This window comes from Knoellia aerolata DSM 18566 (assembly GCF_000768695.1).
Lineage (GTDB): Bacteria > Actinomycetota > Actinomycetes > Actinomycetales > Dermatophilaceae > Knoellia > Knoellia aerolata.
This window is the reverse complement of record NZ_AVPL01000050.1, coordinates 1-20,593: the sequence shown is the minus strand read 5'-3', so window position 1 is coordinate 20,593 and position 20,593 is coordinate 1. Positions and strand designations below refer to the sequence as shown.

Sequence of the window (20,593 nt, the reverse complement as noted above, 5' to 3'; positions counted from 1 at the left end):
AGCGCGAGCCCAGGGTCGCGCTGGGGCACACGAGGCGAGGAACAATGGGCGCGGTCGAGCGTTGAACCCCACAGACCCCCGTTCCGCCCCTCCCCAGGAGTGACTGATGTTCGGCTCCCGCGCCAAGACCACCCTGCCCACCGCGGCCGAGGCCCTGCCCGGCCGCGCGACCCGCCCGTTCACCGTGCCGACGACCCACGAGGTGCTCGGCACGCCGCTCGAGGGCCCGTGGCCGGACGGCACCGAGGTCCTCCACGTCGCGATGGGCTGCTTCTGGGGAGCCGAGCGGATCTTCTGGCAGCTGCCCGGCGTCGTGACGACCGCCGCCGGCTACACGGGTGGCTTCACGCCGAACCCGACCTACGAGGAGACCTGCACCGGCCGCACCGGTCACGCGGAGGCCGTCCTCGTCGCGTACGACCCGACCCGCACCTCGCCCGAGCTGCTCCTCAAGGCCTTCTGGGAGAACCACGACCCCACCCAGGGCAACCGTCAGGGCAACGACGTCGGCACGGCATACCGGTCCGCGATCTACTGGACCACGCCGGAGCAGGAGGCGGCCGCGAGAGCGACCCGGGACGCGTTCCAGGGTGAGCTGACCCGGGTCGGCGCCGGGGAGATCACCACCCAGCTCGCGTCCGCCGAGGAGGCCGGCCCGTTCTGGTACGCCGAGGACTACCACCAGCAGTACCTCCACAAGAACCCCAACGGGTACTGCAACCACGGTCCGAACGGGCTCACCTGCCCCGTCGGCGTCGCCAACCTGCCCGCGCAGACCGACGTCCTCCCGCCCGCCTGACCGGGAGAAATCCGTATGCCGTCACGCACGTCGCGTGGCACAGTGCCGTGCGTGACCGCCGACTTCACCACCAAGCCCACGCTGGAGGGCGAGCTCGTCACCCTGCGCCCGATCCGGGCCGAGGACGCCGACCTCATCGACGCGATCATCCACGCCGACGACGAGATCGCCCGCCTCACCGGGTCCGGGCACCGGAGCGACGAGCCGCCGACCACGCCACCGATCGAGGAGCTGCGCGAGATCTACGGCCGGTGGGCCGTCGCCGACGACCGGCTCGTCCTCGGGGTGCTCGACAACGCGAGCGGCGACCTCGTCGGCGAGGTCGTGCTCGCGGGGTGGGACGAGGGCAACCGGTCCTGCTGGTTCCGCATCCTCCTCGGCGGGGCCGGGCGGGGCCGCGGCCTGGGGACGGAGGCGACGCGGCTCGTCGTCGACCACGGGTTCCGGGTGCTCGGGCTGCACCGGATCACGCTCGAGGTGTTCGACTTCAACCCCCGGGCGCGGCACGTGTACGAGAAGGTCGGCTTCGTCCACGAGGGCACCGGGCGCGAGGCGCTCCTCTTCGACGGCGAGTGGGTCGACGTCCACTACCTGGCCGTGATCGAGACCGACTGGGTGTCCTGACCCCACCGGTCGGGGCCCGTGTGACGAGTCGGGGCCGCAGCGCGCCCCGACTGGTCGAGGACCCCCCGACTCGTGCCACGCGAGGGAGCGTGCCCCGCGTCAGAAGGCCTGGGCGACGGTGAGGGCGAGGCCGAGGACGGCCGCCGTCGCGAGGCAGGCGAACCCCGCGATGCGCAGCGGCGCGCCGACCTTCCAGTGGTCGGCCGGACCCGGCGGGTCGAACGAGGGGTGGTGACCCACGTCGGAGCTCCCGGCCGGGCCGCCGAAGCCGCCCCTGATCTCGGCGGTGGGCCGGGCCCGGCGCATGAGGACGAACCCGACGCCGAGCAGCACCGCCCCCGCGACGGCGAGGACGACGACGATCCACCACCAACCAGTCATGGCTGACAGCGTGGCACGGCAACGACGGCGCACCGGGTCTCAGGCCCCGCCCAAATCCGGGGGGCCAGCCGACCCCCGGTCAGAGGCGCGCGGCGAGCTCCGTGCCCTGGCGGATCGCGCGCTTGGCGTCGACCTCCGCGGCCACGTCCGCCCCACCGATGACGTGCACGGGTATGCCGTCCGGTCCCAGCTCGTCGGCCAGCGTGCGGACCGACTCCTGCCCGGCACAGAGCACGACGGTGTCGACCTCGATGACCCGCGGAGGCGGCGCACCCTCGGCGTCCCCGAACGACACGTGCACCCCGGCGTCGTCGATGAGGTCGTACGACACCCCCGTCACCTGCTCGACGCCCTTGGCCTTCAGGGCGGCCCGGTGCACCCAGCCGGTCGTCTTGCCCAGGCCCCTGCCGATTCCCGTCGCCTTGCGCTGGAGGAGGGCGACCTCGTGCTTCGGCATCTCCACGACCGCGGCGGTGAGGCCACCGCGCGTCAGCGCGGGGTCGCCGACGCCCCACTCGGCCCGCCACCGGTCGAGGTCGAGGGTCGCCGACGGCTGGGCGGTGAGGAACTCGCTGATGTCCACCCCGATCCCGCCGGCGCCGATGACGGCGACCCGCGGGCCGGGCTCGCGCTCGCCGCGGACGAGCTCGGCGTAGGTCATGACGCTCGGGTGGTCCACGCCGGGGATGGACGGCACGCGCGGCTCGACGCCGGTCGCGACGACGACCTCGTCGAACCCGCCCGCGCGCAGCTCGTCGGCGGTGACCCGGTGACCGACGTGCAGCCGCACGCCGGTCACCTCGATCCGCCGCCGGAAGTAGCGCACCGACTCGGAGAACTCCTCCTTGCCGGGGATGCGCTGGGCGATGGCGAACTGCCCGCCGATGTCGTCCCGCGCCTCGAAGAGGTCCACGGAGTGACCGCGCTCGGCCAGGGCCGTCGCACAGGCGAGACCAGCGGGTCCGGCTCCGACGACGGCGATCCGACGCGCGCGGCGCGTCGGCCCGAGGACGAGCTCGGTCTCGTATGCCGCGCGCGGGTTGAGCAGGCACGTCGCCCGCTGCTTGCGGAAGGTGTGGTCGAGGCAGGCCTGGTTGCAGGCGATGCAGGTGTTGATCTCGTCGCTGCGTGACTCCGCCGCCTTGCGGACCCAGTCGGGGTCGGCGAGGAACGGGCGAGCCAGCGAGACGAGGTCCGCGTCGCCGGCGCCGAGGATCGACTCAGCGACCTCGGGCATGTTGATCCGGTTCGTCGCGATGACGGGGAGGGAGGTCTCGGACTTGAGGCGGGCGGCATACGAGGCGAAGGCCGCGCGGGGCACGGAGGTGACGATCGTGGGGACGCGCGCCTCATGCCAGCCGATCCCGAGGTTGAGCACCGAGGCGCCGGCAGCCTCCACCTCCCGCGCGAGGGCGGCGACCTCGTCCCAGGTCTGGCCGTCCGGCACGAGGTCCACGGCCGAGATGCGGTAGATGACGAGGAAGTCCTCCCCCACCTCCTCGCGGATCCGGCGGACGGCCTCGACGGCGAAGCGCCGCCGCTTCTCCGGCGTGCCACCCCAGGCGTCGGTGCGGTGGTTCGTCCGTGGTGCGAGGAACTGGTTGATGAGGTAGCCCTCGGAGCCCATGACCTCGACCCCGTCGTAGCCGGCCTCGCGCGCGAGCCGGGCCGAGCGCACGAAGGCGGCCAGGGTCCGCTCGACGCCGCGCGCGGAGAGGGCCCGCGGGCGGAACTTCGAGATCGGGCTCCTGATCGCCGACGGGGCGACGCACCACGGGGTGTACGCGTAGCGGCCGGCGTGCAGGAGCTGCAGGGCCACCCGGCCCCCGGCTCCGTGGACCGCGTCGGTGAGCACCCGGTGCTGGCGGGCCTCGCGTCGGGTCGTCAGCTTCGAAGCCAGGGGCAGGAGGGTGCCCTCGATGTTGGGCGCGAACCCTCCGGTGATGATGAGCCCGGCGCCGCCTCGCGCCCGCTCCGCGAAGAAGGCCGCGAGCTTGGGGAAGTCGCGCGCCCGGTCCTCGAGCCCGGTGTGCATCGACCCCATGACGACCCGGTTGGGCAGGGTCAGGTGACCGAGGTCGAGCGGAGCGAGGAGGTGGGGGTAGGCGGTCACTACTCGAGAGTAGGGAAACACCCGCACGGGCGCGTGCCCGTGCGGGTGTGTTCTCGCTCTCGGTGGGGCCCGTCAGTCGACGAGGTGGCCCAGGAGGTCGGCGCGGGTGAGGACGCCGACCGGCTTGCCGTCCTCGATGACGAGCACGGCGTCGGCCGTCTCGAGCTCGTGCCGCGCGGTCGCCACGGGCTCGCCGGCGCCGACGAGCGGCAGACCCTGGCCCATGTGCTTCTCGACCGAGTCGTGCAGCGTGGCCTTGCCGACGAAGAGCAGCTCGAGGAGGTCGCGCTCGCTCACGGCTCCGGCGACCTCACCGGTCATGACGGGCGGCTCGGCCTTGACGACGGGCATCTGGGAGACGCCGTACTCGCGCAGGATCTCGATGGCGTCGCGGATGGTCTCGGCCGGGTGCGTGTGCACCAGGGCCGGCATGTCGCCGGACTTGGCGCGCAGGACGTCGCCGACGGTCGTGGCGGCGTCGGAGTGCATGAAGCCGTAGGAGCTCATCCACTCGTCGCTGAAGATCTTGGACATGTAGCCGCGCCCCGAGTCCGGGAGGAGCACGACGACGACCGCCTCGGCGGGCAGGTCCTTGGCGACCTCGAGGGCCGCGACGACCGCCATGCCGCAGGAGCCCCCGACGAGCAGGCCCTCCTCGCGGGCGAGCCGGCGGGTCATCTCGAACGAGTCCGCGTCCGAGACGGCGACGATCCGGTCGACGACCTTCGGGTCGTAGGCGGCCGGCCAGAAGTCCTCGCCGACGCCCTCGACGAGGTAGGGGCGGCCGGAGCCGCCGGAGTAGACCGAGCCCTCGGGGTCGGCGCCGACGATCTGGACGCGGCCGCCGTCGCGTGTCTCGCTCTGCTCGCGCAGGTAGCGGCCGGTGCCGGTGATCGTGCCGCCGGTGCCGATGCCGGCGACGAAGTGGGTGAGCCGGCCGTCGGTGTCGCGCCAGATCTCGGGACCGGTGGTCTCGTAGTGGCTCGCCGGGCCGCCCGGGTTGGAGTACTGGTCCGGCTTCCACGCGCCCTCGGTCTCGCGCACGAGGCGGTCCGAGGTCGAGTAGTAGGAGTCGGGGTGGTCCGGCGCCACCGCGGTCGGGCACACGACGACCTCGGCGCCGTAGGCCTTGAGGACGTTGCGCTTGTCCTCGCTCACCTTGTCGGGGCACACGAAGATGCACTGGTAGCCCTTGCGCTGAGCGACGAGCGCGAGGCCGACACCGGTGTTGCCGCTCGTCGGCTCGACGATGGTGCCGCCCGGCTTGAGGGCCCCGGAGGCCTCGGCCGCCTCGACCATCTTGACGGCGATCCGGTCCTTCACCGAGCCACCGGGGTTCATGTACTCGACCTTGGCGAGGACGGTCGCCGCGATCCCGTCGGTGACGGAGTTCAGCTTGACGAGTGGGGTGTTGCCCACGAGGTCGACGATGTGCTCGGCATACTTCATGTCCCCATTCTCCCATCCCTCGCCCGCGGCGCCGCACCGCCGGACCCGTGGCGTATGCCGGCCCGTCCCGCAGGCGTCGACCTCCCGTTCCCGGGGAGGGAACACCGCCGTCCTCCCAGGGCGTTAGCGTGGGAGAAAGCACCACGACGTCGACGAGGAGACATGGGACGCGCGAGACGGGCACGCAAGATCGCCGCCACGGCCGCCTACGGGGGCGGGGGCCTGGCGGCCGCGAGTGCTGCGCTCGGCGCGGTCGGCTACGGCGTCATCAAGGCGGAGGCGCTCCTGGCCCGCCGCACCGTCGGCCGGCCGTTCGACACCTCGCCCGACGACGAGGGCACCTACGGCGCGGGTCCCGGCCAGCCGGTCGAGCTCCTCGTGCTCGGCGACTCCAGCGCTGCGGGCATGGGCGCCGTCCAGCCGCACGAGACGGTGGGCGGCATCATCGCCAACGGTGTCAGCGCCCTCATGGGCCGGCGCGTGCACCTCACCAACGCCGCGGTCGTCGGCGCCGAGTCGAGCGACCTCGAGCGACAGCTCGCCGACGGACTCGAGTCCGTCACCCGACCCGACGTCGTCGTCATCATGGTCGGCGCCAACGACGTCACCCACCGCATCGACCGCGCGACCGCGGTGCGCCACCTCGAGATCACCGTGCGGCGGATCCGGTCCCTCGGGAGCGAGGTCGTCGTCGGCACCTGTCCGGACCTCGGCACGATCGAGCCTTTGGCCCAGCCGCTGCGCCTGCTCGCCCGACGGTGGAGCCGCGACCTCGCCGCGGCGCAGACGATCGCGGTCGTCGAGGCGGGCGGTCGCACGGTCTCGCTGGGCGACCTGCTCGGCGAGGAGTTCGCCGCCTCCCCGTCGACGATGTTCAGCGAGGACCGCTTCCATCCGTCGGCCGCGGGCTACGCGAGAGCCGCCGCGGCGCTGCTGCCGTCGGTGTGCGCGGCCCTGGGCGTGTGGGGCGAGGACACGACCGACCGCGCCCCCGAGGCCCGCCGCGGCGAGGGTGTCGGGCCGGTGGCCATCGCCGCCGGCCAGGCCGTCCGGGACGCTGGGACCGAGGTCTCCCCCACCGAGGTCGGCGGGCAGGCCCGTGGCCCACGCGGGCGCTGGGCGGTGCTGCTCCGCCGCCGACCCGACGTCGTGACCTCGGCCGCAGACCCGGAGCCGGACCCCTCAGGGGAGCCGCCGGCGCAGCTCACCGAGCCGGGCGGCGAGCTCGGGCACACCCGCTGAGGCCGCGTCCCACACGAGGACGCGGAGCTGGTCGATGAGCACGGCGGGGCCGAGCTCCGGCACGGGCTGACGCGCCGTGGCGTCGGCGAGGTCCTGGACGACGTCGCGCACGGCCCCGGACGCAGCGAGCGCGTGGTCCACGGGCAGCTCACGCCACCTGCGGACCACGCGCTCGAGCTCCCGAGAGACGTCATCGGGCAAGCGGTTCATCGCTCACTCGCGCAGACGGGCGAACAGCCGGAGGAACTCGATGTAGAGCCAGACCACGGTGACGATGAGGCCGTGCGCGAGGAGCCAGCTGTACTTCTGCGGCGCCCCGGTCGCGATGGCCCGGTCGATCATGTCGAAGTCCAGGGCGAGCGAGACCGAGGCGAGCCCCACCGCGAAGAGCGAGATGAGGATGCCCGTGGTGCCGCCGATGCCGAACATGTCGCCGGTGAACATCGGGAGGACGAGGTAGTTGACGAGCGCGAAGATCGCGTAGCCGATGATCATCATCGTCACGATGCGACGGAACTTGTCGGTGACCTTGATGAGCCCGGTCTTGTAGGCGAGGAACATGCCGCTGAACGTCGCGACGGTCGCGAGCGCGGCCGTCGGGACGACGCCGTTCCACTGGTTCTCGAAGAACTGGGAGATCGCGCCGACGAACACGCCCTCGACGACGGCGTACCCGACGATGAGCGGCACGCTGAGCGTCTTCTTGAAGGCGATGACCAGGCCGAGGATGAACATCGGCACCCAGGCCATGACGAAGAGGAGGCCGAGGGTCTCGCTCTGGTCGGCGCCGTACCAGCCGACGGCACCGAAGCCGAGGACGAGCGCGAACAGGCCGAGCGTCTTCATGATGACGTCGTCCATGGTGACGCGACCGGTGTCGACCGGGCCCGCGGTGGGCTGGTTGTACAGGTCCTGGAGCTGCTGCTGCGAGCCCCAGGTGTCGGCCCCGCCCTGCTGCGCGTACGAGGCGTTGCCGCGGTTCGCGGTCGCGCCGCGGTCCTGGAAGCCGGCGTAACCGGACTGGGCGTCCTTCTCGAGTCGGTTGAAGGCCGGGTTGCTGGCCATCGTGTCCTCCGTAGGTCTGGCGCGCTGGCGATCCACCGCGTCGTTCACCTATTCAATCGCGTGAGGGGGCCCGCGTGTTCCCCGACCCGTCACCGCTGGGCAACGATCCGGTACGGCACCGCGGGGCGCAGTGCCCCCGACGGGGGTCGAACCCGCACCTGTGGCGATTTTAAGTCGCCTGCCTCTGCCAGTTGGGCCACGGGGGCGACGCCACCCTATGACGACTCCGGGCCAAGTCCGTGGAACCCACCGGTCGTCCCGGCTACGGCGAGTAGGCTCGGATATCCGGCACGATCGAGAACGGATGACCCGGACGCATGAGCCCTCAGGACGACGCCACCGCCGACGGGACACGGCGACGCGGGCCGAGGAAGGGCACCCCCCGCGCTCCGCGGATGCGTCGTGAGGAGCGGGAGCGCCAGCTCCTCGACGTGGCCGAGGCCGTCTTCGCCGACCGCGGCTACCAGGAGACGACGATGGAGCTCATCGCGGCCGAGGCGGGCATCACCAAGCCGGTGATCTACGACCACTTCGGGTCCAAGGAGAACCTCCTCGTCGCCGTCGTGGCCCGGGCTCGCCAGGACCTGCTGGCCTCGACCGCCGCCGCCCTGGCGGCGATCCCGAAGCACTCCCCCGTCGAGGACTACTTCCGCGCCGGGGTGCGCTCGTTCATGCAGTTCTTCGAGCAGCGCCGGGGCAGCTTCCGCGTCTACATGCAGGAGTCGGCGGTCGCGGTGGTGGCCGGCGCCGACATCGAGAGCCTTCGGCAGGCCCAGGCCCGGGAGATCGCCGAGCGGTTCGGCGACATCCCGCAGATCGCCGCCTACCCGATGCCCTACCGCGAGGCGATGGCCGAGATCATGATCGCCACGAACGAGCGGGTGGCCGGCTGGCGGCTGCGCAACCCCGAGATCGACCTCGACACCGCCGTCGAGATCGTCATGGCGGTGCTGTGGAACGGGTTCCGCTCCTACACCTCCGAGTCCGTGCCGGACGTCGGGATCACGCCACGCAGCTGAGCGCGATCCCGTCGAGGATGTCGTGCTCGGACGTGACGACCTGCGCGGCGGGCGAGCGCTCGAGCACCCGGCCCAGCACCTCGTGCCAGACGAGGGCACCGGCGCCGATGACGTCGACGCGGCCGGGGTGCATGAACCCCAGTGCGGCCCGCTCTCCCCGGCTCAGGTGCAGCAGGTCCTGCGCCGCGTCCCGCTGCTGCACCGGTGTGTGCCGTGCGAGGTGGATGCGGCTCGGGTCGTATGCCGTGAGCCCCAGGACGTGCGCCGTGACCGTCGTGATGCTGCCGGCCAGGCCGACGACGGTCGCGATGCCACCGAGGTCGACGACCTCCTCCGCGCGGTCGAGGGCCGCGTGCACGTCGGCCGTGGCCGCGGCGACCTCGGCGGCGGTCGGCGGGTCGCTGGCGAGGTGCCGTTCGTGGATCCGGACGCACCCGACGTCGACCGAGCGGGCGCTCTCCACGTGGGTGGTGCCGCGGACGAGCTCGGTCGACCCGCCACCGAGGTCCACGACGAGGTAGGGCCCGATGATCCCGGCCGCCCGCAGGTCCCCGGTCGAGCCGGTGAACGACAGGTTGGCCTCCTCGTCGCCACTGACGACCTCGGGTGAGACGTCGAATCCGGTTGCGGCAAAGGCCTGCTCGACGCCGGTGACGAACTCTCCGGCGTTGCTCGCGTCGCGAGACGCGGACGTGGCGACGAAACGGACGCGAGAGACGTCGTGCTCGCGGCACTGGACGGCATACTCCGCCGTCTGTCGCAGGGTGCGCTCCATGGCGACCGGGTCGATCGACCCGGTGCGGTCCACGCCGTAGCCGAGCCGGACGACCTCGGTGCGGCGCACGACGTCCTCGAGGGCAACGACACCGGACGGCTCGGCTGGGCCCACGACGTCGGCGACGAGCAGTCGGATCGAGTTCGTGCCGCAGTCGACCGCCCCGACCCTGGTGACGCTCACGTGTCCTCGACGAGCTCGGTGCACGGGTGCGAGGCCCACCACTCCGGCAGCATCCCGAGCGCCTCGTCGCCAAGCGGGTTGACGCCCGCGCCGACGGAGAGCGAGTGGGCGACGAGGACGTGAAGGCACTTGACCCGCGAGGGCATCCCGCCGGCGCTGATGCCGTCGATCTCGTCGACGTGGCCGAGCTCGGTGCGACGGGCGAGGTAGTCGTCGTGCGCCGCGGCGTACCGCTGCGCGAGGTCCGGGTCCTGCTCGAGCCGGTCGCTCATCTCGCGCATCACGCCCTCGGACTCGAGGGTGCTGATCGCCCCGGTGAGGCGCGGGCAGGTCGCGTAGAAGGAGGTCGGGAACGGCGTGCCGTCGGGAAGCCGGGGCAGGGTGCGCAGCACGTCCGGCTCACCGCACGGGCAGCGGTGCGACACCTCGACCACGCCGCGCGGGATGCGGCCGAGCTGGCGCTCGACGGCGTCGAGGTCCGCCTGGGCGACCGGCGGACGGTCGGGTGACCCGGTCACCGGCGCTGGTTGGACGGCACGTCGGCCGCCTGCATCGAGGACCAGACGGTGTCGTACCAGGGCTCGACGGCGTCGCCCCCGTGCGCGATCTCGCCGGTGGTGTCCTTCTGCTTCGGGTCGAGCACGGTGTAGGACTTCTCGCCGACCTTGACGAACTTGAGCCGGGTGCGCGCCTGCTGCTCGACGTAGGCGGGGTCCTCCCAGCGGGCCTGCTCCTCCTGCAGCTCCTCGACGGTCAGCTGCTGCTGCGAGACCTTGGCGCGCAGCGCGTCGATGTCGGACTGCTGCTGCAGGTAGGCACGCAGGGTGGGGGCGACGAGGATGACGAGGAAGAGGACGACGATGCCCAGGCTGACCCGGCGCACCGTCCTCCGGTTGGCCCGCGCGGAGGTGATCCGGTCGCGCCAGCCGGCCGCGGTCGTGCTGGCGACCCGGCCGATCGCGGCCTGCCGGGCCGAGCGGGCACGCGGGGCGGGTCGCTTGGACGCCGGACGTCGAGACGACGACCCGGGTCCGCGACCTGTCCCGCGTGCCACCCGCTCCTCAGGCCTTCCGGCGTGCGGCGAAGCGCGGGAACGCGGCGGCGCCGGCGTACTCGGCGGCGTCGTCCAGCTCCTCCTCGATGCGCAGCAGCTGGTTGTACTTGGCGACGCGCTCCGAGCGGGCCGGTGCACCGGTCTTGATCTGGCCGCAGTTGGTCGCGACGGCGAGGTCGGCGATCGTCGTGTCCTCGGTCTCGCCGGAACGGTGGCTCATCATGCAGCGGAAACCTGCGCGCTGGGCCATCTCGACGGCGTCGAGGGTCTCGGTGAGGGTGCCGATCTGGTTGACCTTGACGAGCAGGGCGTTGGCCGTGCCGGTCTCGATGCCGCGCCCCAGCCGCTCGGGGTTGGTGACGAAGAGGTCGTCGCCGACGAGCTGGACCGCATCGCCGAGGCGGTCGGTCATGGCCTTCCAGCCGTCCCAGTCGTCCTCGTCGAGCGGGTCCTCGATGGAGACGAGCGGGTAGTCCTCGACGAGGCCGGCGTAGTAGTCGATCATCTCGGCCGCCGTCTTGGTGCCACCCTCGAAGGAGTAGCCGGTGCCCTCCTCGAAGAACTCGCTGGCCGCGACGTCGAGCGCGAGCGCGATCTGGTCACCCGCGGTGTAGCCGGCGCGGTCGATGGCCTCGAGGATGAGGTCGAGCGCGGCCCGGTTGCTCTCGAGGTTCGGCGCGAAGCCGCCCTCGTCGCCGAGGCCGGTGGACAGGCCCTTCTCCTGGAGCACCGCCTTGAGCGCGTGGTAGACCTCGGCGCCCCAGCGCAGGGCCTCGCGGAAGGTCTCGGCGCCGATCGGCGCGATCATGAACTCCTGGATGTCGACGTTGGAGTCGGCGTGGGAGCCACCGTTGAGGATGTTGAGCATCGGCACGGGCAGCACGCGGGCGTTCGGGCCACCGAGGTAGCGGAACAGCGGGAGGCCGGCCGACTCGGCGGCGGCCTTGGCGACCGCGAGGCTGACGCCGAGGATCGCGTTGGCGCCGATCTTCTCCTTGTTCTTGGAGCCGTCGATGGCGATCATCTCGGCGTCGATGAGGCGCTGGTCGTGCGCCTCGAAGCCGAGGAGCTTGGGGCCGAGCTCGTCGATGACCGCGTCGACCGCCTTCTCGACGCCCTTGCCGTTGTAGCGGTTCTTGTCGCCGTCGCGGCGCTCGGCGGCCTCGAAGGCCCCCGTCGACGCACCGCTGGGCACGGCCGCGCGGGTGATGGTGCCGTCGTCGAGGGCGACCTCGACCTCGACGGTGGGGTTGCCTCGCGAGTCGAGGATCTCGCGTGCTCCGACGGCGTCGATGCTGGCCACTTCGCCTCCTGGGCGGGCTGGGGTGAGGGGTGCTGGATGTCGCCTCCGAGCCTAGCCCGTGCGTGCGCTGACCGGTCCGACCGACCCGCACCGCCGGCACGTGGGTGGAGGCGCGGGACCTCTGGGTGGAGGGAGGTCACCGTTCGGGCGGGACCGCTGGGGGGTCGATCAGGTGGTGGACAGGCTCCGAGCACGTCCCCAGAGTGGGGAGTGAGGTCCTGCAGTTGGCCGACCGACCAGTGAAGGACGTGTCCGTCATGCCCGACGTCACACGGCGCGCGGTGGTGGTGGGTGGCGCGAGCGGGGCCGCCAGCCTGTTCTTCGGTGGCTCCGGCGTGGTCGTGGCGGCACCACGTGTCGGCCCTCCCCTCCTGGACCCGGCGAGCATCCCCAAGTACGCAGGCTCGCTGCTCGTCCCCCCGCCGATGCCGGTCACGTCCGCGGGGGCCGTGGACCGCTACGTCATCGGGGTGCGGCAGATCCGCCAGCAGGTGCTGCCGCGGGGCTTGCCGTCCACGACGGTCTGGGCGTACGGGTCCGAGACCGCAGCCGGCACCCACAACGCCCCGTCGCTGAGCATCGAGGCGACGGCGGGCCGACCGGTCGAGGTGACCTGGGTCAACCGACTCGTCAACGGCACGTCGGGTCGCTACCTGCCCCACCTGCTCCCCGTCGACCCGACCCTGCACTGGGCCAACCCGGGTGGCGGCGTGGCGGGGCGCGACGGTCCCCCCAGCTTCACCTCGACGCCCGGGCCCTACGAGGGGCCGGTGCCGATCGTCGTCCACCTCCACGGCGGCCACTCCGACCAGGAGTCCGACGGCTACCCCGAGGCGTGGTTCCTCCCGGACACCCGGAGCATCCCGGACGGCTACGCCCGCGTCGGGACGCACTACGACGCGATGGCGGCAGGGTGGGCGCAGCGCCACGGGGCCGGCTGGGCGCCCGGCACCCAGCGCGCCCACTACGGCAACGACCAACCCGCGGGGACCCTGTGGTTCCACGACCACACGCTCGGCATCACCCGCCTCAACGTGTACGCCGGGCCGGCCGGGTTCTTCCTCCTCCGGGGCGGCGCTCACGACCTGGAGGCCGGCGTCCTGCCGCACCGCGGCGCCGACGGCACCCCCTACGAGCTCCCGCTCGCCATCCAGGACCGCGCGTTCCGCCGCGACGGGAGCCTGTTCTACCCGGACACGCGCGCGTACTTCGACGAGTTCGCCGGGCCCTACGTGCCCCACTCGGACATCGCGCCCATCTGGAACCCCGAGTTCTTCGGCAACGTCATGATGGTCAACGGGCGCACCTGGCCGGAGCACCGGGTCGAGCGGCGCCGCTACCGGCTGCGGCTGCTCAACGGGTGCAACTCGCGCTTCCTCATCCTCGCGATGGCCACGGACGCGGCCGCACGCCCGGCCTCCCCCGCCGCGCAGTTCTGGCAGGTCGGCGCAGACCTCGGCTTCCTGCCCGAGCCGGTGCCGATGCAGCGGCTGCTGCTCGCCCCGGCCGAGCGCGCCGACGTCGTGGTCGACTTCTCCGGGTTCCCCGCCGGCACGCGCCTCTTCCTCATCAACGAGGGCCCCGACGAGCCGTTCGGCGGCGGTGAGCCCGGCGACGCCTTCGAGTGGGCCGACCCGGCCACGACCGGTCAGGTGATGTCGTTCACGGTCGTCGACCGCGTGGGCCCGGAGACGAGCACCTCACCCGAGGAGCTCTCCCTGCCCGCGCCCCCGCCGCCGCCTCCGGCGGTGCGCACCCGCGCCCTGGCCCTGCTCGAGGCGGACTCGGAGGTGCTGGCCGATGTGGGTCCACGGGCGGCGTTCCTCGGCACGATGGCCGGCGCCGAAGCGGTCCCCCTGGCGTGGGACGAGCCGGTGACGGAGACGCCTGGGCTGGGCGACACCGAGGTGTGGGAGCTGCACAACCACACGGAGGACGCCCACCCGATCCACGTCCACCTCGTGCAGTTCGCGGTCGTGGACCGGCAGGCTCCCGGAGGGGAGGCGCGGGCGCCCGAGCCGAACGAGACCGGCCCCAAGGACACCGTCATCGCCTACCCGGGGGAGGTGACGCGGGTCCGGGCCCACTTCGACAAGCCCGGCCTCTTCGTGTGGCACTGCCACATCCTCGAGCACGAGGACCACGAGATGATGCGCCCCTTCCGGGTGGAGTGAGCGCCGTTCGTGCACAACCCGGTTCGCGAACCACACCGTGGCTCGCGAACGGGTTCGAACCGGTTCACGAGCGACGACCCGGTTCGCGAACCCTTCTGTGCAGCGCCGACTCAGGCGGCGAGCTGGCCGAGGACCCGGCGGACAAGCCGCTCCGGGTGCGACAGGTCGGCCCAGGTCACCCGGACCACGCGGTAGCCGGCGTCGCGGAGCCTCTCCTCGCGCCGCTTCTCCGCCATCAGCTCCCGTTTGCCGTCGAGCCCGTCGTACTTGACCGCCCCGTCGAACTCCACGACGACCCGATCCCCCACGAGCAGGTCCACCCGGCCGATGAACCCGTCCTCGTCGTCGAGCGAGACCTGTGACCTCACCGTGAGCCCCGCCGCGACGAGGACGAGGCGGGTGAGCGTCTCCCCCGGCGACTCGCAACGTGAGTCGCTCGCCGCGATCGCGTGTCGGACCGTGCCGATGCCGTAGCGCGAACCGGGAAGTGCCCCAGCCGCGGTCAGCGCGTCGCGCGTCACCAGGCGCCGATGGAGGGCGGCATCCATCGCGACCACCCCGGCCTCGAACCCGCTCGCGGCCGCCGTGAGGACGCAGGCATCGGCCGCGGACACCACGCGCACGGGCTGACCCGTCGCACCCGACAGCTGCTCCGGAGTCGCCACGTGGACGTGCAGTCCCGGCCGGACCCTGCTCGCGCGCACCGGAGCTGCGACGTCGACCACGTCGAGGTCCACGTCGTGGAGCGGGAGGCCGTGCAGCGCGAGCGTGGTGCGACGCGATCCAGTCGGGATGGGCCAGCAGCACGCCCCTGACCGTGAGCAGGAAGCGCGACGAGCGGGTCGAGGCAGCCGCCCACCGCTCCGGCGTGACGAACAGACCGGGTCGCACGCGGTGCAGGGTGCGGTCACGCACCGCGGCTCGCAGCACCTGTGGAGCGACGTGCCGCGCGGACGCGTGCAGGCGCGTGACGATCCCGTCGTGCTCACGCGCGATCCTCGCCAGCTGGGGGTGGAGTGCGGTCATCGCTCGAGGGTGCCGCAGGACGCCGGATCGCCCGACCAGTTCTCCACAACCCAGCGGACGGCATACGCGCACGAAGTGGTTCGCGAACCGCAGGGTGACTCGAGAACCGGTTCGAACCGGATTGCGAGCACCTATGCGGTTCGCGAACCGCCTCGTGCAGCGGCGGTGTAGGCGGCGGCGAGGGCTGCGCCGAGGCGCGCGTTGCTGCGCACGAGGGCGATGTTCGTCTCGAGGCTGGCGCCGTCGGAGAGCTCGACGATCCGGCCGAGGAGGAACGGGGTGATGTCCTTGCCGGTGATGCCGCGCTCGCCGCACTCGGCGACGGCCTGGTCGATGAGCGCCGAGATCTGCGCGGGGGTCATCTCGTCCTCGGCGGGCACCGGGTTCGTCACGGCGATGCCGCCCCTGAGCCCGAGGTCCCACTTGACCCGCATCATCTCGGCGAGCTCCTCGACCGTGTCGCTGCGCATCGGCGAGGTGAAGCCGGACGAGCGCGAGTAGAACGACGGGAACTCGTCGGCGCCGAAGGTCACGACGGGCACGCCGAGCGTCTCGAGGACCTCGAGCGTGCGGCCGATGTCGAGGATCGACTTCACGCCGGCCGACACGACGGCGACGTCGGTCTGGCTGAGCTCGGTGAGGTCGGCGGAGACGTCCATCGAGTCCTCGGCGCCGCGGTGCACGCCCCCCAGACCGCCGGTGACGAAGACGCGGATGCCGGCCAGCGCGGCGAGGCGCATCGTGCTCGCGACGGTGGTCGCGCCGTGCCGCCTCGTCGCCATGACGTGCGGGAGGTCGCGCAGGCTCACCTTGGCGACGTCCTCGTGCGTGGCGAGGAGCTCGAGCTCGTCGGCGGACAGGCCGATGCGCGCGACACCGTCGAGGACGGCGATCGTCGCGGGGGTCGCGCCGCCGTCGCGGACGATCTGCTCGACCTCACGGGCCATCTCCACGTTGCGGGGGTAGGGCATGCCGTGGCTGATGATCGTCGACTCGAGGGCGACCACCGGGCGGGCGGCGGCGAGCGCCTCGGCGACCTCGGGCGCGAGGGCGAGGGCCGGGTGGGGAGCAACGGGTATCGTCATGGGGTTCCTTGCTGGGTGAGGCGCTCGGTGACGAGCGCGTGGGTGAGGTCGGGGCGGACGGTGTGACCGGACTCGGTCGTGAGGGCGGCGGTCGCCTGCCCGTATGCCGCGGCGTCCGGTGCGTCGCGACCGTCCAGGAGGGCGTGGACGAAGCCGGCCGTCATCGAGTCGCCGGCGCCGGTCACGTCGACGACGTCGTTGGAGACCATCGGGTTCGTGCTCACCGCAGCGGTGCCGTCGGGGGTGCGCGAGCTGAGCAGGCTGCCCCTGGCCCCGCGGCGCACCCAGACGTGCTGGACGCCCAGGTCGTGCAGCTCGGCGGCCGCGCGGGTCATGCCGGGGACCGAGTTCGGGACGTCGCGGCCGACGAGGGCCGCGAGCTCGTCGATGTTCGGGGTGATGGCGAGGACCGGGCGCTCGGGCGCGAGGACGGCCGCCATCCGTCGGGCCTTGACCACCGAGACCGGCTCGAGGACCACCGGGACGTCGCCGGCCCGCGCCGAGTCGAGCAGCCACGTCGTGACGTCGGCCGGGATGTTCCCGTCGACGACGAGGAGCTCGCAGTGCCGGATGAGGCCGCGGACGCCGTCGAGGTCGGCCACGGTGAGCGCGTCCGTGGCCGACATGTCCGAGACGGCGACGCTCAGGTCGCCCTCGTGGTCGAGGACCGCGAGGTAGGTGCCGGTCGGGCGCGTGCCGACGACGACGTGGTCGACGTGGACCCCGGCGTCGCGGGTGTGCGCGAGGAGGTCGCCGCCGAAGGCATCGGCCCCCAGGGCGGCGACGAGGTGGGTCGGTGTCCCGAGGCGGGCGAGGTTCTCGGCGATGTTGCGGCCGACGCCACCCGGGGTGGTCGCGACCCGGCCCGGGTTGCTCGTCGCGGCGGCGAGGACGGCGGCGCTGCGGGCCTTGATGTCCATGATCGCGCCGCCCACGACGACGACGGCCGCGTCGGGGCGCACGAGGTAGCCGCGGCCGAGGATCGCGCCCTTGCGGGTGAGGTTGGACAGGGCGACCGACACCGACGCCCTGGTGCTGCCGAGGCGGTCGGCCAGACCGGCCGCGTCGAGCAGCGGGTCGCCACGGAGCAGGGTGAGGATCGCCTGTTCCTGCGGGGTCAGTCTCATTTGCTTAGTGAAGCAGTGCTTGGTATTCCAAGTCAACTGGGCGAGCGCGTGGGCTGCGGGTCAGATGCTCAGACCGTGGCCGAACGCGAACAGGGGGTCGTCGTACCCGGGGACGTCCTCGGGATGGGCGCGGACCTGGTCCATCGAGCGGGGCAGGTCGAAGGGCAGCCGGCCCTTCGGCGCGACCCGGCCGGTGAGCGCGTCGAGGAGCGCGTCGTCGCTGGACCCGTAGGACCCGACGACCGCCGCGGCCAGGGGCAGCAGGGGGGTGAGGACGGCAGGGCGGTCGAGGCCGACGTCCACGACGAGCGGGCAGGCTGCCGCCACCCGGGCGAGCCGGGCGACCAGCCCCGGGGGGAAGTCGAGGGATCCCTGGTGGAACCACGACTCGAGGAAGAGGTCGGCTCTGGGGTCGAACGGCGCCGCGAGCCGGACGACGGCGACATCGGCGTCCTCGGGTCGCGCCACCGGTGTGCCGTGGCGTCCCACGGCGGAGGGGTCGACGTTCTCCGCGTAGATCCGCAGCCCGGACCCGAGCGGCAGGACCGGGGACGCGCCGTCCCCGTTGGTCAGCACGGTGACCGACTGGGCCTGGGCGGCATACCCCTCGTCCCGGAAGTCCGCACGGCCGACGGTCGCCTCCGCGAGGTCCTCGTCGACGTAGGGGTCGTCGAAGAGGCCGAGCCGGAACTTCACGAGCAGGAGGCGGCGGGCCGACTCGTCGATCCGGGCCGTGCTCACCCGCCCCTGCCCGACGAGGTCCAGCAGGATCTCGACGCACTCCTCCCCACCGAACTGGTCGGCGCCCGCCTCGAGGATGAGCTCCATCCGGCTGTGCGGGTCGAGGTGCTCGACACCCCACGCCCGCGCGGGCAGGACCTGGTCCCCGACGTGGTTGTCGTTGACGAGTTCCCAGTCGGTCACGACGACACCGTCGTAGCCGAGGCCCTCGCGGAGCATGCCGGTGACGACCTGCCGGTTGAAGCCGAAGCCGACCTGCTCGATGGGCTCACTGTCGACCACCAGCCCGACCGGCATCCCGTAGTACGGCATGATCCCCGCCGTCCCCGCAGCGATGACCGCGGGGAAGGGCGCGAGGTGGTCGGCGAAACGCCCACCCGGGTAGACCTGCTCCCGCCCGTAGGGGAAGTGCGCGTCCTCGCCGTCCTTCTGCGGGCCGCCGCCCGGGAAGTGCTTCGAGGTGCAGGCCACGCTCGCGGGCCCGAGCGACGCCTGCTGGAACCCCTCGAGGTAGGCGACGCCGAGCTCGGTGACGAGCCCGGGGTCCTGGCCGAAGGTGCCGGCCTGGCGGGCCCAGCGCGGCTCGGTCGCGAGGTCGAGCGTCGGGTGCAGGGCGGCGCGGATGCCCACCGCGACGTACTCCTGGCGCGCGACGTCGGCGAACGACCGCACCGCTTCGGGGTCCCGCAGCGCGGCGAGCCCGAGGGGTTCGGGCCACTGCGAGAAGGCCTTGGCGGTGAACGACACCCCCGCGTTCTCCATGAACGCGTGCCGGGGGTCCGTGGACACCGTCACGGGTATGCCGTGGGGCGTCCCGGCGGCCAACGCCTGCAGGGCGTTGTGCCAGCGGGCGGCCATGCGCGGCTCCCCGAGGAGGTGGACGTTGAAGTGGGTGAGGTGCTTGTCCAGGACGACGGTGCTCGTCGCCGACTTGCTGATCCGTCCCGGCTCCTCGACCACCGACCCGTCCTCGCCCGCCTCGATGACGGTCTGGAACATCAGCCCGACCTTCTCCTCGAGGGAGAGCCGGGCGAGCAGGTCCTCGGTCCGCGAGGCCGCGTCGAGCCGCGGGTCCTCGTACGGGTCCATGACCCCGTTGCCGTTGAGGTCGCGGAAGGCCACGCCCTCCGCGCTCGTCCGTCCCAGATCGTCCACTGTCAGCTCCTCGTTCGTGCCCGGTCGTCCTGCTCGGTCCTCGTGCCCCGGGTCAGTCCTCGACCACGCCGGCGCCGAACTCCTCGATGCCGATGACCGGCCGGAGCGCCGCCTCCACGTCGGGGGTGCTGAACGCCCGACGGAGCACGTCCTTGGCCAGGACGTTGCCGAGGGCGCCCATCACCATCGCCTGGTCGAGCGAGAGGTAGCGCCGCGCGATGGTCCCGCTGCGGGTCGCGACGGCGTCGAAGAACCCGCCGTCGCCGTAGGCACCGAGCTTCTGCTCGATCTTGAGCAGGTTCGCGGTCGCCTGGCCCCGCTCGAACATCATCGCGAGGAAGGACGCGTGGGGGGTCACGACACCGTCCCCGAAGGTGGGGTTGGGGTTCTTGGCCGGCCGGCAGGTGCCGAAGCCCGGGTCGTAGTTGGTCCTCTCCTTGTCGGAGAAGTAGCCCTCCGGGTTGAGTCCGAGCGCGTCGACGCCGTACTCGCGGTAGTTCGCGAACGGGTCGCTCGCCGGGGAGAAGCCCCAGTAGCCGTAGCCCGCCTCCTCGAGACCGTGCTCCCGCTCGGCCCGCACGTGCAGCGGGTGGTTGACGCCCCAGCTGCGCGGCGCCCAGGTCTCCTCGGGGACGAACACGGCGGGCATGAGCTCCTCGAACATGCTGCCGCCCCAGCCGGGGACGATGTGCATGCCGCGGTAGGTGTAGGCGCCCTCGTACACCTCGATGCCGAGGTAGGTGCGGGTCACGCCGACCGGCTGCATCTCGTGCCACGACCAGTCGCAGGTCGCCGGGAAGGTCCGCCACGGTGCGAAGTAGTGCTTCCCCGGAACCTGGCCGGTGAGGATGCCGAGGTAGCTCGTGATCCGCGTCTCGGAGACGATGGTGTCGTAGTGGTGGGTCGTCAGCCACACGTCCCCGCCACCGACGTGGGTGCCGCGGTATACCCCACCCGGGCGGTCGTGGTCGAAGACGAAGAACCCGCCGTGCATCAGGCCGCCGGTGCGTACCACCGGGTGCCCGTTCTTGCCGTCGCCGGGGTTGTAGAAGGCGTCCCAGCGCATGTTCTCGAACAGCGCCCGGGCCTTCGGACCGGCGACCGGGTCGGCGTTGGCGACGACGAGCAGGGCCGCTCCCAGCCAGCCGCTGTCGACGCTGGAGACGAAGGGGTGCACCACGTCGCCGGTTCCGGGCCAGCTGCGGAGCGCCTCACCGGTGGCCTCGTCGTACCAGTTGTAGTACATGCCGCTCGGCTCGTGGTGCTCCATGCCCTCGA

At 72.4% G+C, this 20,593-nt stretch carries 19 protein-coding genes and 1 tRNA gene; 5 read left to right on the top strand and 15 right to left on the bottom strand.

The genetic code is table 11. The features are described 5' to 3' along the window. Positions 1-106 precede the first annotated feature (106 nt). Positions 107-799 (top strand): peptide-methionine (S)-S-oxide reductase MsrA, encoded by a 693-nt coding sequence (gene msrA / locus N801_RS14890; RefSeq protein WP_035939460.1) that lies wholly within the window; start codon positions 107-109, stop codon positions 797-799. Positions 800-850: 51 nt separating this feature from the next. Continuing rightward, positions 851-1,423 (top strand): GNAT family N-acetyltransferase, encoded by a 573-nt coding sequence (locus tag N801_RS14885; RefSeq protein WP_035939458.1) that lies wholly within the window; start codon positions 851-853, stop codon positions 1,421-1,423. A 99-nt stretch (positions 1,424-1,522) separates the two neighbouring features. On the opposite strand, the gene N801_RS14880 is transcribed toward N801_RS14885, so the two are convergent. From N801_RS14880 to N801_RS14870, 3 genes are all read right to left on the bottom strand, one after another. Beyond that, positions 1,523-1,804 carry a hypothetical protein gene (locus N801_RS14880; protein WP_035939456.1) on the bottom strand — a complete coding sequence of 94 codons (282 nt, stop codon included), beginning with the start codon at positions 1,802-1,804 and terminating at the stop codon, positions 1,523-1,525. A gap of 79 nt (positions 1,805-1,883) precedes the next feature. Continuing rightward, positions 1,884-3,917: an NADPH-dependent 2,4-dienoyl-CoA reductase gene (locus N801_RS14875; RefSeq protein WP_035939454.1), complete on the bottom strand. Its 2,034-nt coding sequence runs from the start codon at positions 3,915-3,917 to the stop codon at positions 1,884-1,886. A 72-nt stretch (positions 3,918-3,989) separates the two neighbouring features. Beyond that, positions 3,990-5,366 (bottom strand): cystathionine beta-synthase, encoded by a 1,377-nt coding sequence (locus N801_RS14870; protein WP_035939453.1) that lies wholly within the window; start codon positions 5,364-5,366, stop codon positions 3,990-3,992. Between the two features lie 162 nt (positions 5,367-5,528). Between N801_RS14870 and N801_RS14865 the strand changes: the two genes are divergently transcribed. Then, entirely contained in the window at positions 5,529-6,608 is a 1,080-nt protein-coding gene (locus tag N801_RS14865) for an SGNH/GDSL hydrolase family protein (protein WP_035939451.1), read from the top strand. On the opposite strand, the gene N801_RS14860 is transcribed toward N801_RS14865, so the two are convergent. From N801_RS14860 to N801_RS14850, 3 genes are all read right to left on the bottom strand, one after another. Beyond that, positions 6,549-6,818 carry a hypothetical protein gene (locus tag N801_RS14860; RefSeq protein ID WP_035939449.1) on the bottom strand — a complete coding sequence of 90 codons (270 nt, stop codon included), beginning with the start codon at positions 6,816-6,818 and terminating at the stop codon, positions 6,549-6,551. The two genes, N801_RS14865 and N801_RS14860, sit on opposite strands and share 60 nt — an antisense overlap. Before the next feature lie 3 nt (positions 6,819-6,821). Further along, positions 6,822-7,673: a Bax inhibitor-1/YccA family protein gene (locus N801_RS14855; RefSeq protein ID WP_035939446.1), complete on the bottom strand. Its 852-nt coding sequence runs from the start codon at positions 7,671-7,673 to the stop codon at positions 6,822-6,824. Between the two features lie 131 nt (positions 7,674-7,804). Next, positions 7,805-7,879: transfer RNA gene (locus N801_RS14850), tRNA-Leu, on the bottom strand. 111 nt (positions 7,880-7,990) lie between these two features. On the opposite strand from N801_RS14850, the gene N801_RS19895 reads away from it, so the two are divergent. Continuing rightward, positions 7,991-8,692 carry a TetR/AcrR family transcriptional regulator gene (locus tag N801_RS19895; RefSeq protein WP_084109041.1) on the top strand — a complete coding sequence of 234 codons (702 nt, stop codon included), beginning with the start codon at positions 7,991-7,993 and terminating at the stop codon, positions 8,690-8,692. Here N801_RS19895 and N801_RS14840 read toward each other — a convergent pair. The 4 genes from N801_RS14840 to eno are packed head-to-tail and all read right to left on the bottom strand — an operon-like array spanning position 8,676 to position 12,007. Then, positions 8,676-9,650: a Ppx/GppA phosphatase family protein gene (locus N801_RS14840; RefSeq protein WP_035939444.1), complete on the bottom strand. Its 975-nt coding sequence runs from the start codon at positions 9,648-9,650 to the stop codon at positions 8,676-8,678. The two genes, N801_RS19895 and N801_RS14840, sit on opposite strands and share 17 nt — an antisense overlap. Then, positions 9,647-10,168, bottom strand: a complete 522-nt coding sequence (locus N801_RS14835) for a DUF501 domain-containing protein (protein WP_035939442.1) — start codon at positions 10,166-10,168, stop codon at positions 9,647-9,649. The genes N801_RS14840 and N801_RS14835 overlap by 4 nt, the downstream gene beginning before the upstream one ends. Beyond that, positions 10,165-10,704: an FtsB family cell division protein gene (locus N801_RS14830; RefSeq protein ID WP_052113125.1), complete on the bottom strand. Its 540-nt coding sequence runs from the start codon at positions 10,702-10,704 to the stop codon at positions 10,165-10,167. The genes N801_RS14835 and N801_RS14830 overlap by 4 nt, the downstream gene beginning before the upstream one ends. 7 nt (positions 10,705-10,711) lie before the next feature. Then, complete coding sequence (gene eno, locus N801_RS14825; protein ID WP_035939440.1) at positions 10,712-12,007, bottom strand: phosphopyruvate hydratase; 1,296 nt, start codon at positions 12,005-12,007, stop codon at positions 10,712-10,714. A gap of 257 nt (positions 12,008-12,264) precedes the next feature. Between eno and N801_RS14820 the strand changes: the two genes are divergently transcribed. After that, positions 12,265-14,181 (top strand): multicopper oxidase family protein, encoded by a 1,917-nt coding sequence (locus N801_RS14820; RefSeq protein ID WP_035939481.1) that lies wholly within the window; start codon positions 12,265-12,267, stop codon positions 14,179-14,181. A gap of 110 nt (positions 14,182-14,291) precedes the next feature. Here N801_RS14820 and N801_RS14815 read toward each other — a convergent pair whose 3' ends face one another. The 5 genes from N801_RS14815 to N801_RS14795 all read right to left on the bottom strand — a co-directional run. After that, positions 14,292-14,918, bottom strand: a complete 627-nt coding sequence (locus N801_RS14815; RefSeq protein ID WP_052113123.1) for a putative endonuclease domain-containing protein — start codon at positions 14,916-14,918, stop codon at positions 14,292-14,294. 420 nt (positions 14,919-15,338) lie between these two features. Next, positions 15,339-16,292 carry a pseudouridine-5'-phosphate glycosidase gene (locus tag N801_RS14810; RefSeq protein ID WP_035939439.1) on the bottom strand — a complete coding sequence of 318 codons (954 nt, stop codon included), beginning with the start codon at positions 16,290-16,292 and terminating at the stop codon, positions 15,339-15,341. Further along, a complete protein-coding gene (locus N801_RS14805; protein ID WP_035939436.1) occupies positions 16,289-17,419 on the bottom strand; it encodes a carbohydrate kinase family protein in 1,131 nt (376 codons plus the stop codon). The genes N801_RS14810 and N801_RS14805 overlap by 4 nt, the downstream gene beginning before the upstream one ends. A 60-nt stretch (positions 17,420-17,479) precedes the next feature. Next, a complete protein-coding gene (locus N801_RS14800; RefSeq protein WP_084109047.1) occupies positions 17,480-19,249 on the bottom strand; it encodes a glycoside hydrolase family 3 protein in 1,770 nt (589 codons plus the stop codon). Between the two features lie 118 nt (positions 19,250-19,367). Beyond that, positions 19,368-20,593: glucoamylase family protein (locus N801_RS14795; protein WP_035939432.1), on the bottom strand; the 1,226-nt coding region annotated here is incomplete at its 5' end.

Coding starts and splice junctions, on each gene's coding strand:
- msrA (WP_035939460.1), top strand. CDS start 107: ATGTTCGGCTCCCGCGCCAAGACCACCCTGCCCACCGCGGCCGAGGCC.
- N801_RS14880 (WP_035939456.1), bottom strand. CDS start 1,804: ATGACTGGTTGGTGGTGGATCGTCGTCGTCCTCGCCGTCGCGGGGGCG.
- N801_RS14870 (WP_035939453.1), bottom strand. CDS start 5,366: ATGAAGTATGCCGAGCACATCGTCGACCTCGTGGGCAACACCCCACTC.
- N801_RS14865 (WP_035939451.1), top strand. CDS start 5,529: ATGGGACGCGCGAGACGGGCACGCAAGATCGCCGCCACGGCCGCCTAC.
- N801_RS14860 (WP_035939449.1), bottom strand. CDS start 6,818: ATGAACCGCTTGCCCGATGACGTCTCTCGGGAGCTCGAGCGCGTGGTC.
- N801_RS14855 (WP_035939446.1), bottom strand. CDS start 7,673: ATGGCCAGCAACCCGGCCTTCAACCGACTCGAGAAGGACGCCCAGTCC.
- N801_RS19895 (WP_084109041.1), top strand. CDS start 7,991: ATGAGCCCTCAGGACGACGCCACCGCCGACGGGACACGGCGACGCGGG.
- N801_RS14820 (WP_035939481.1), top strand. CDS start 12,265: ATGCCCGACGTCACACGGCGCGCGGTGGTGGTGGGTGGCGCGAGCGGG.
- N801_RS14810 (WP_035939439.1), bottom strand. CDS start 16,292: ATGACGATACCCGTTGCTCCCCACCCGGCCCTCGCCCTCGCGCCCGAG.
- N801_RS14805 (WP_035939436.1), bottom strand. CDS start 17,419: ATGAGACTGACCCCGCAGGAACAGGCGATCCTCACCCTGCTCCGTGGC.
- N801_RS14800 (WP_084109047.1), bottom strand. CDS start 19,249: ATGGACCCGTACGAGGACCCGCGGCTCGACGCGGCCTCGCGGACCGAG.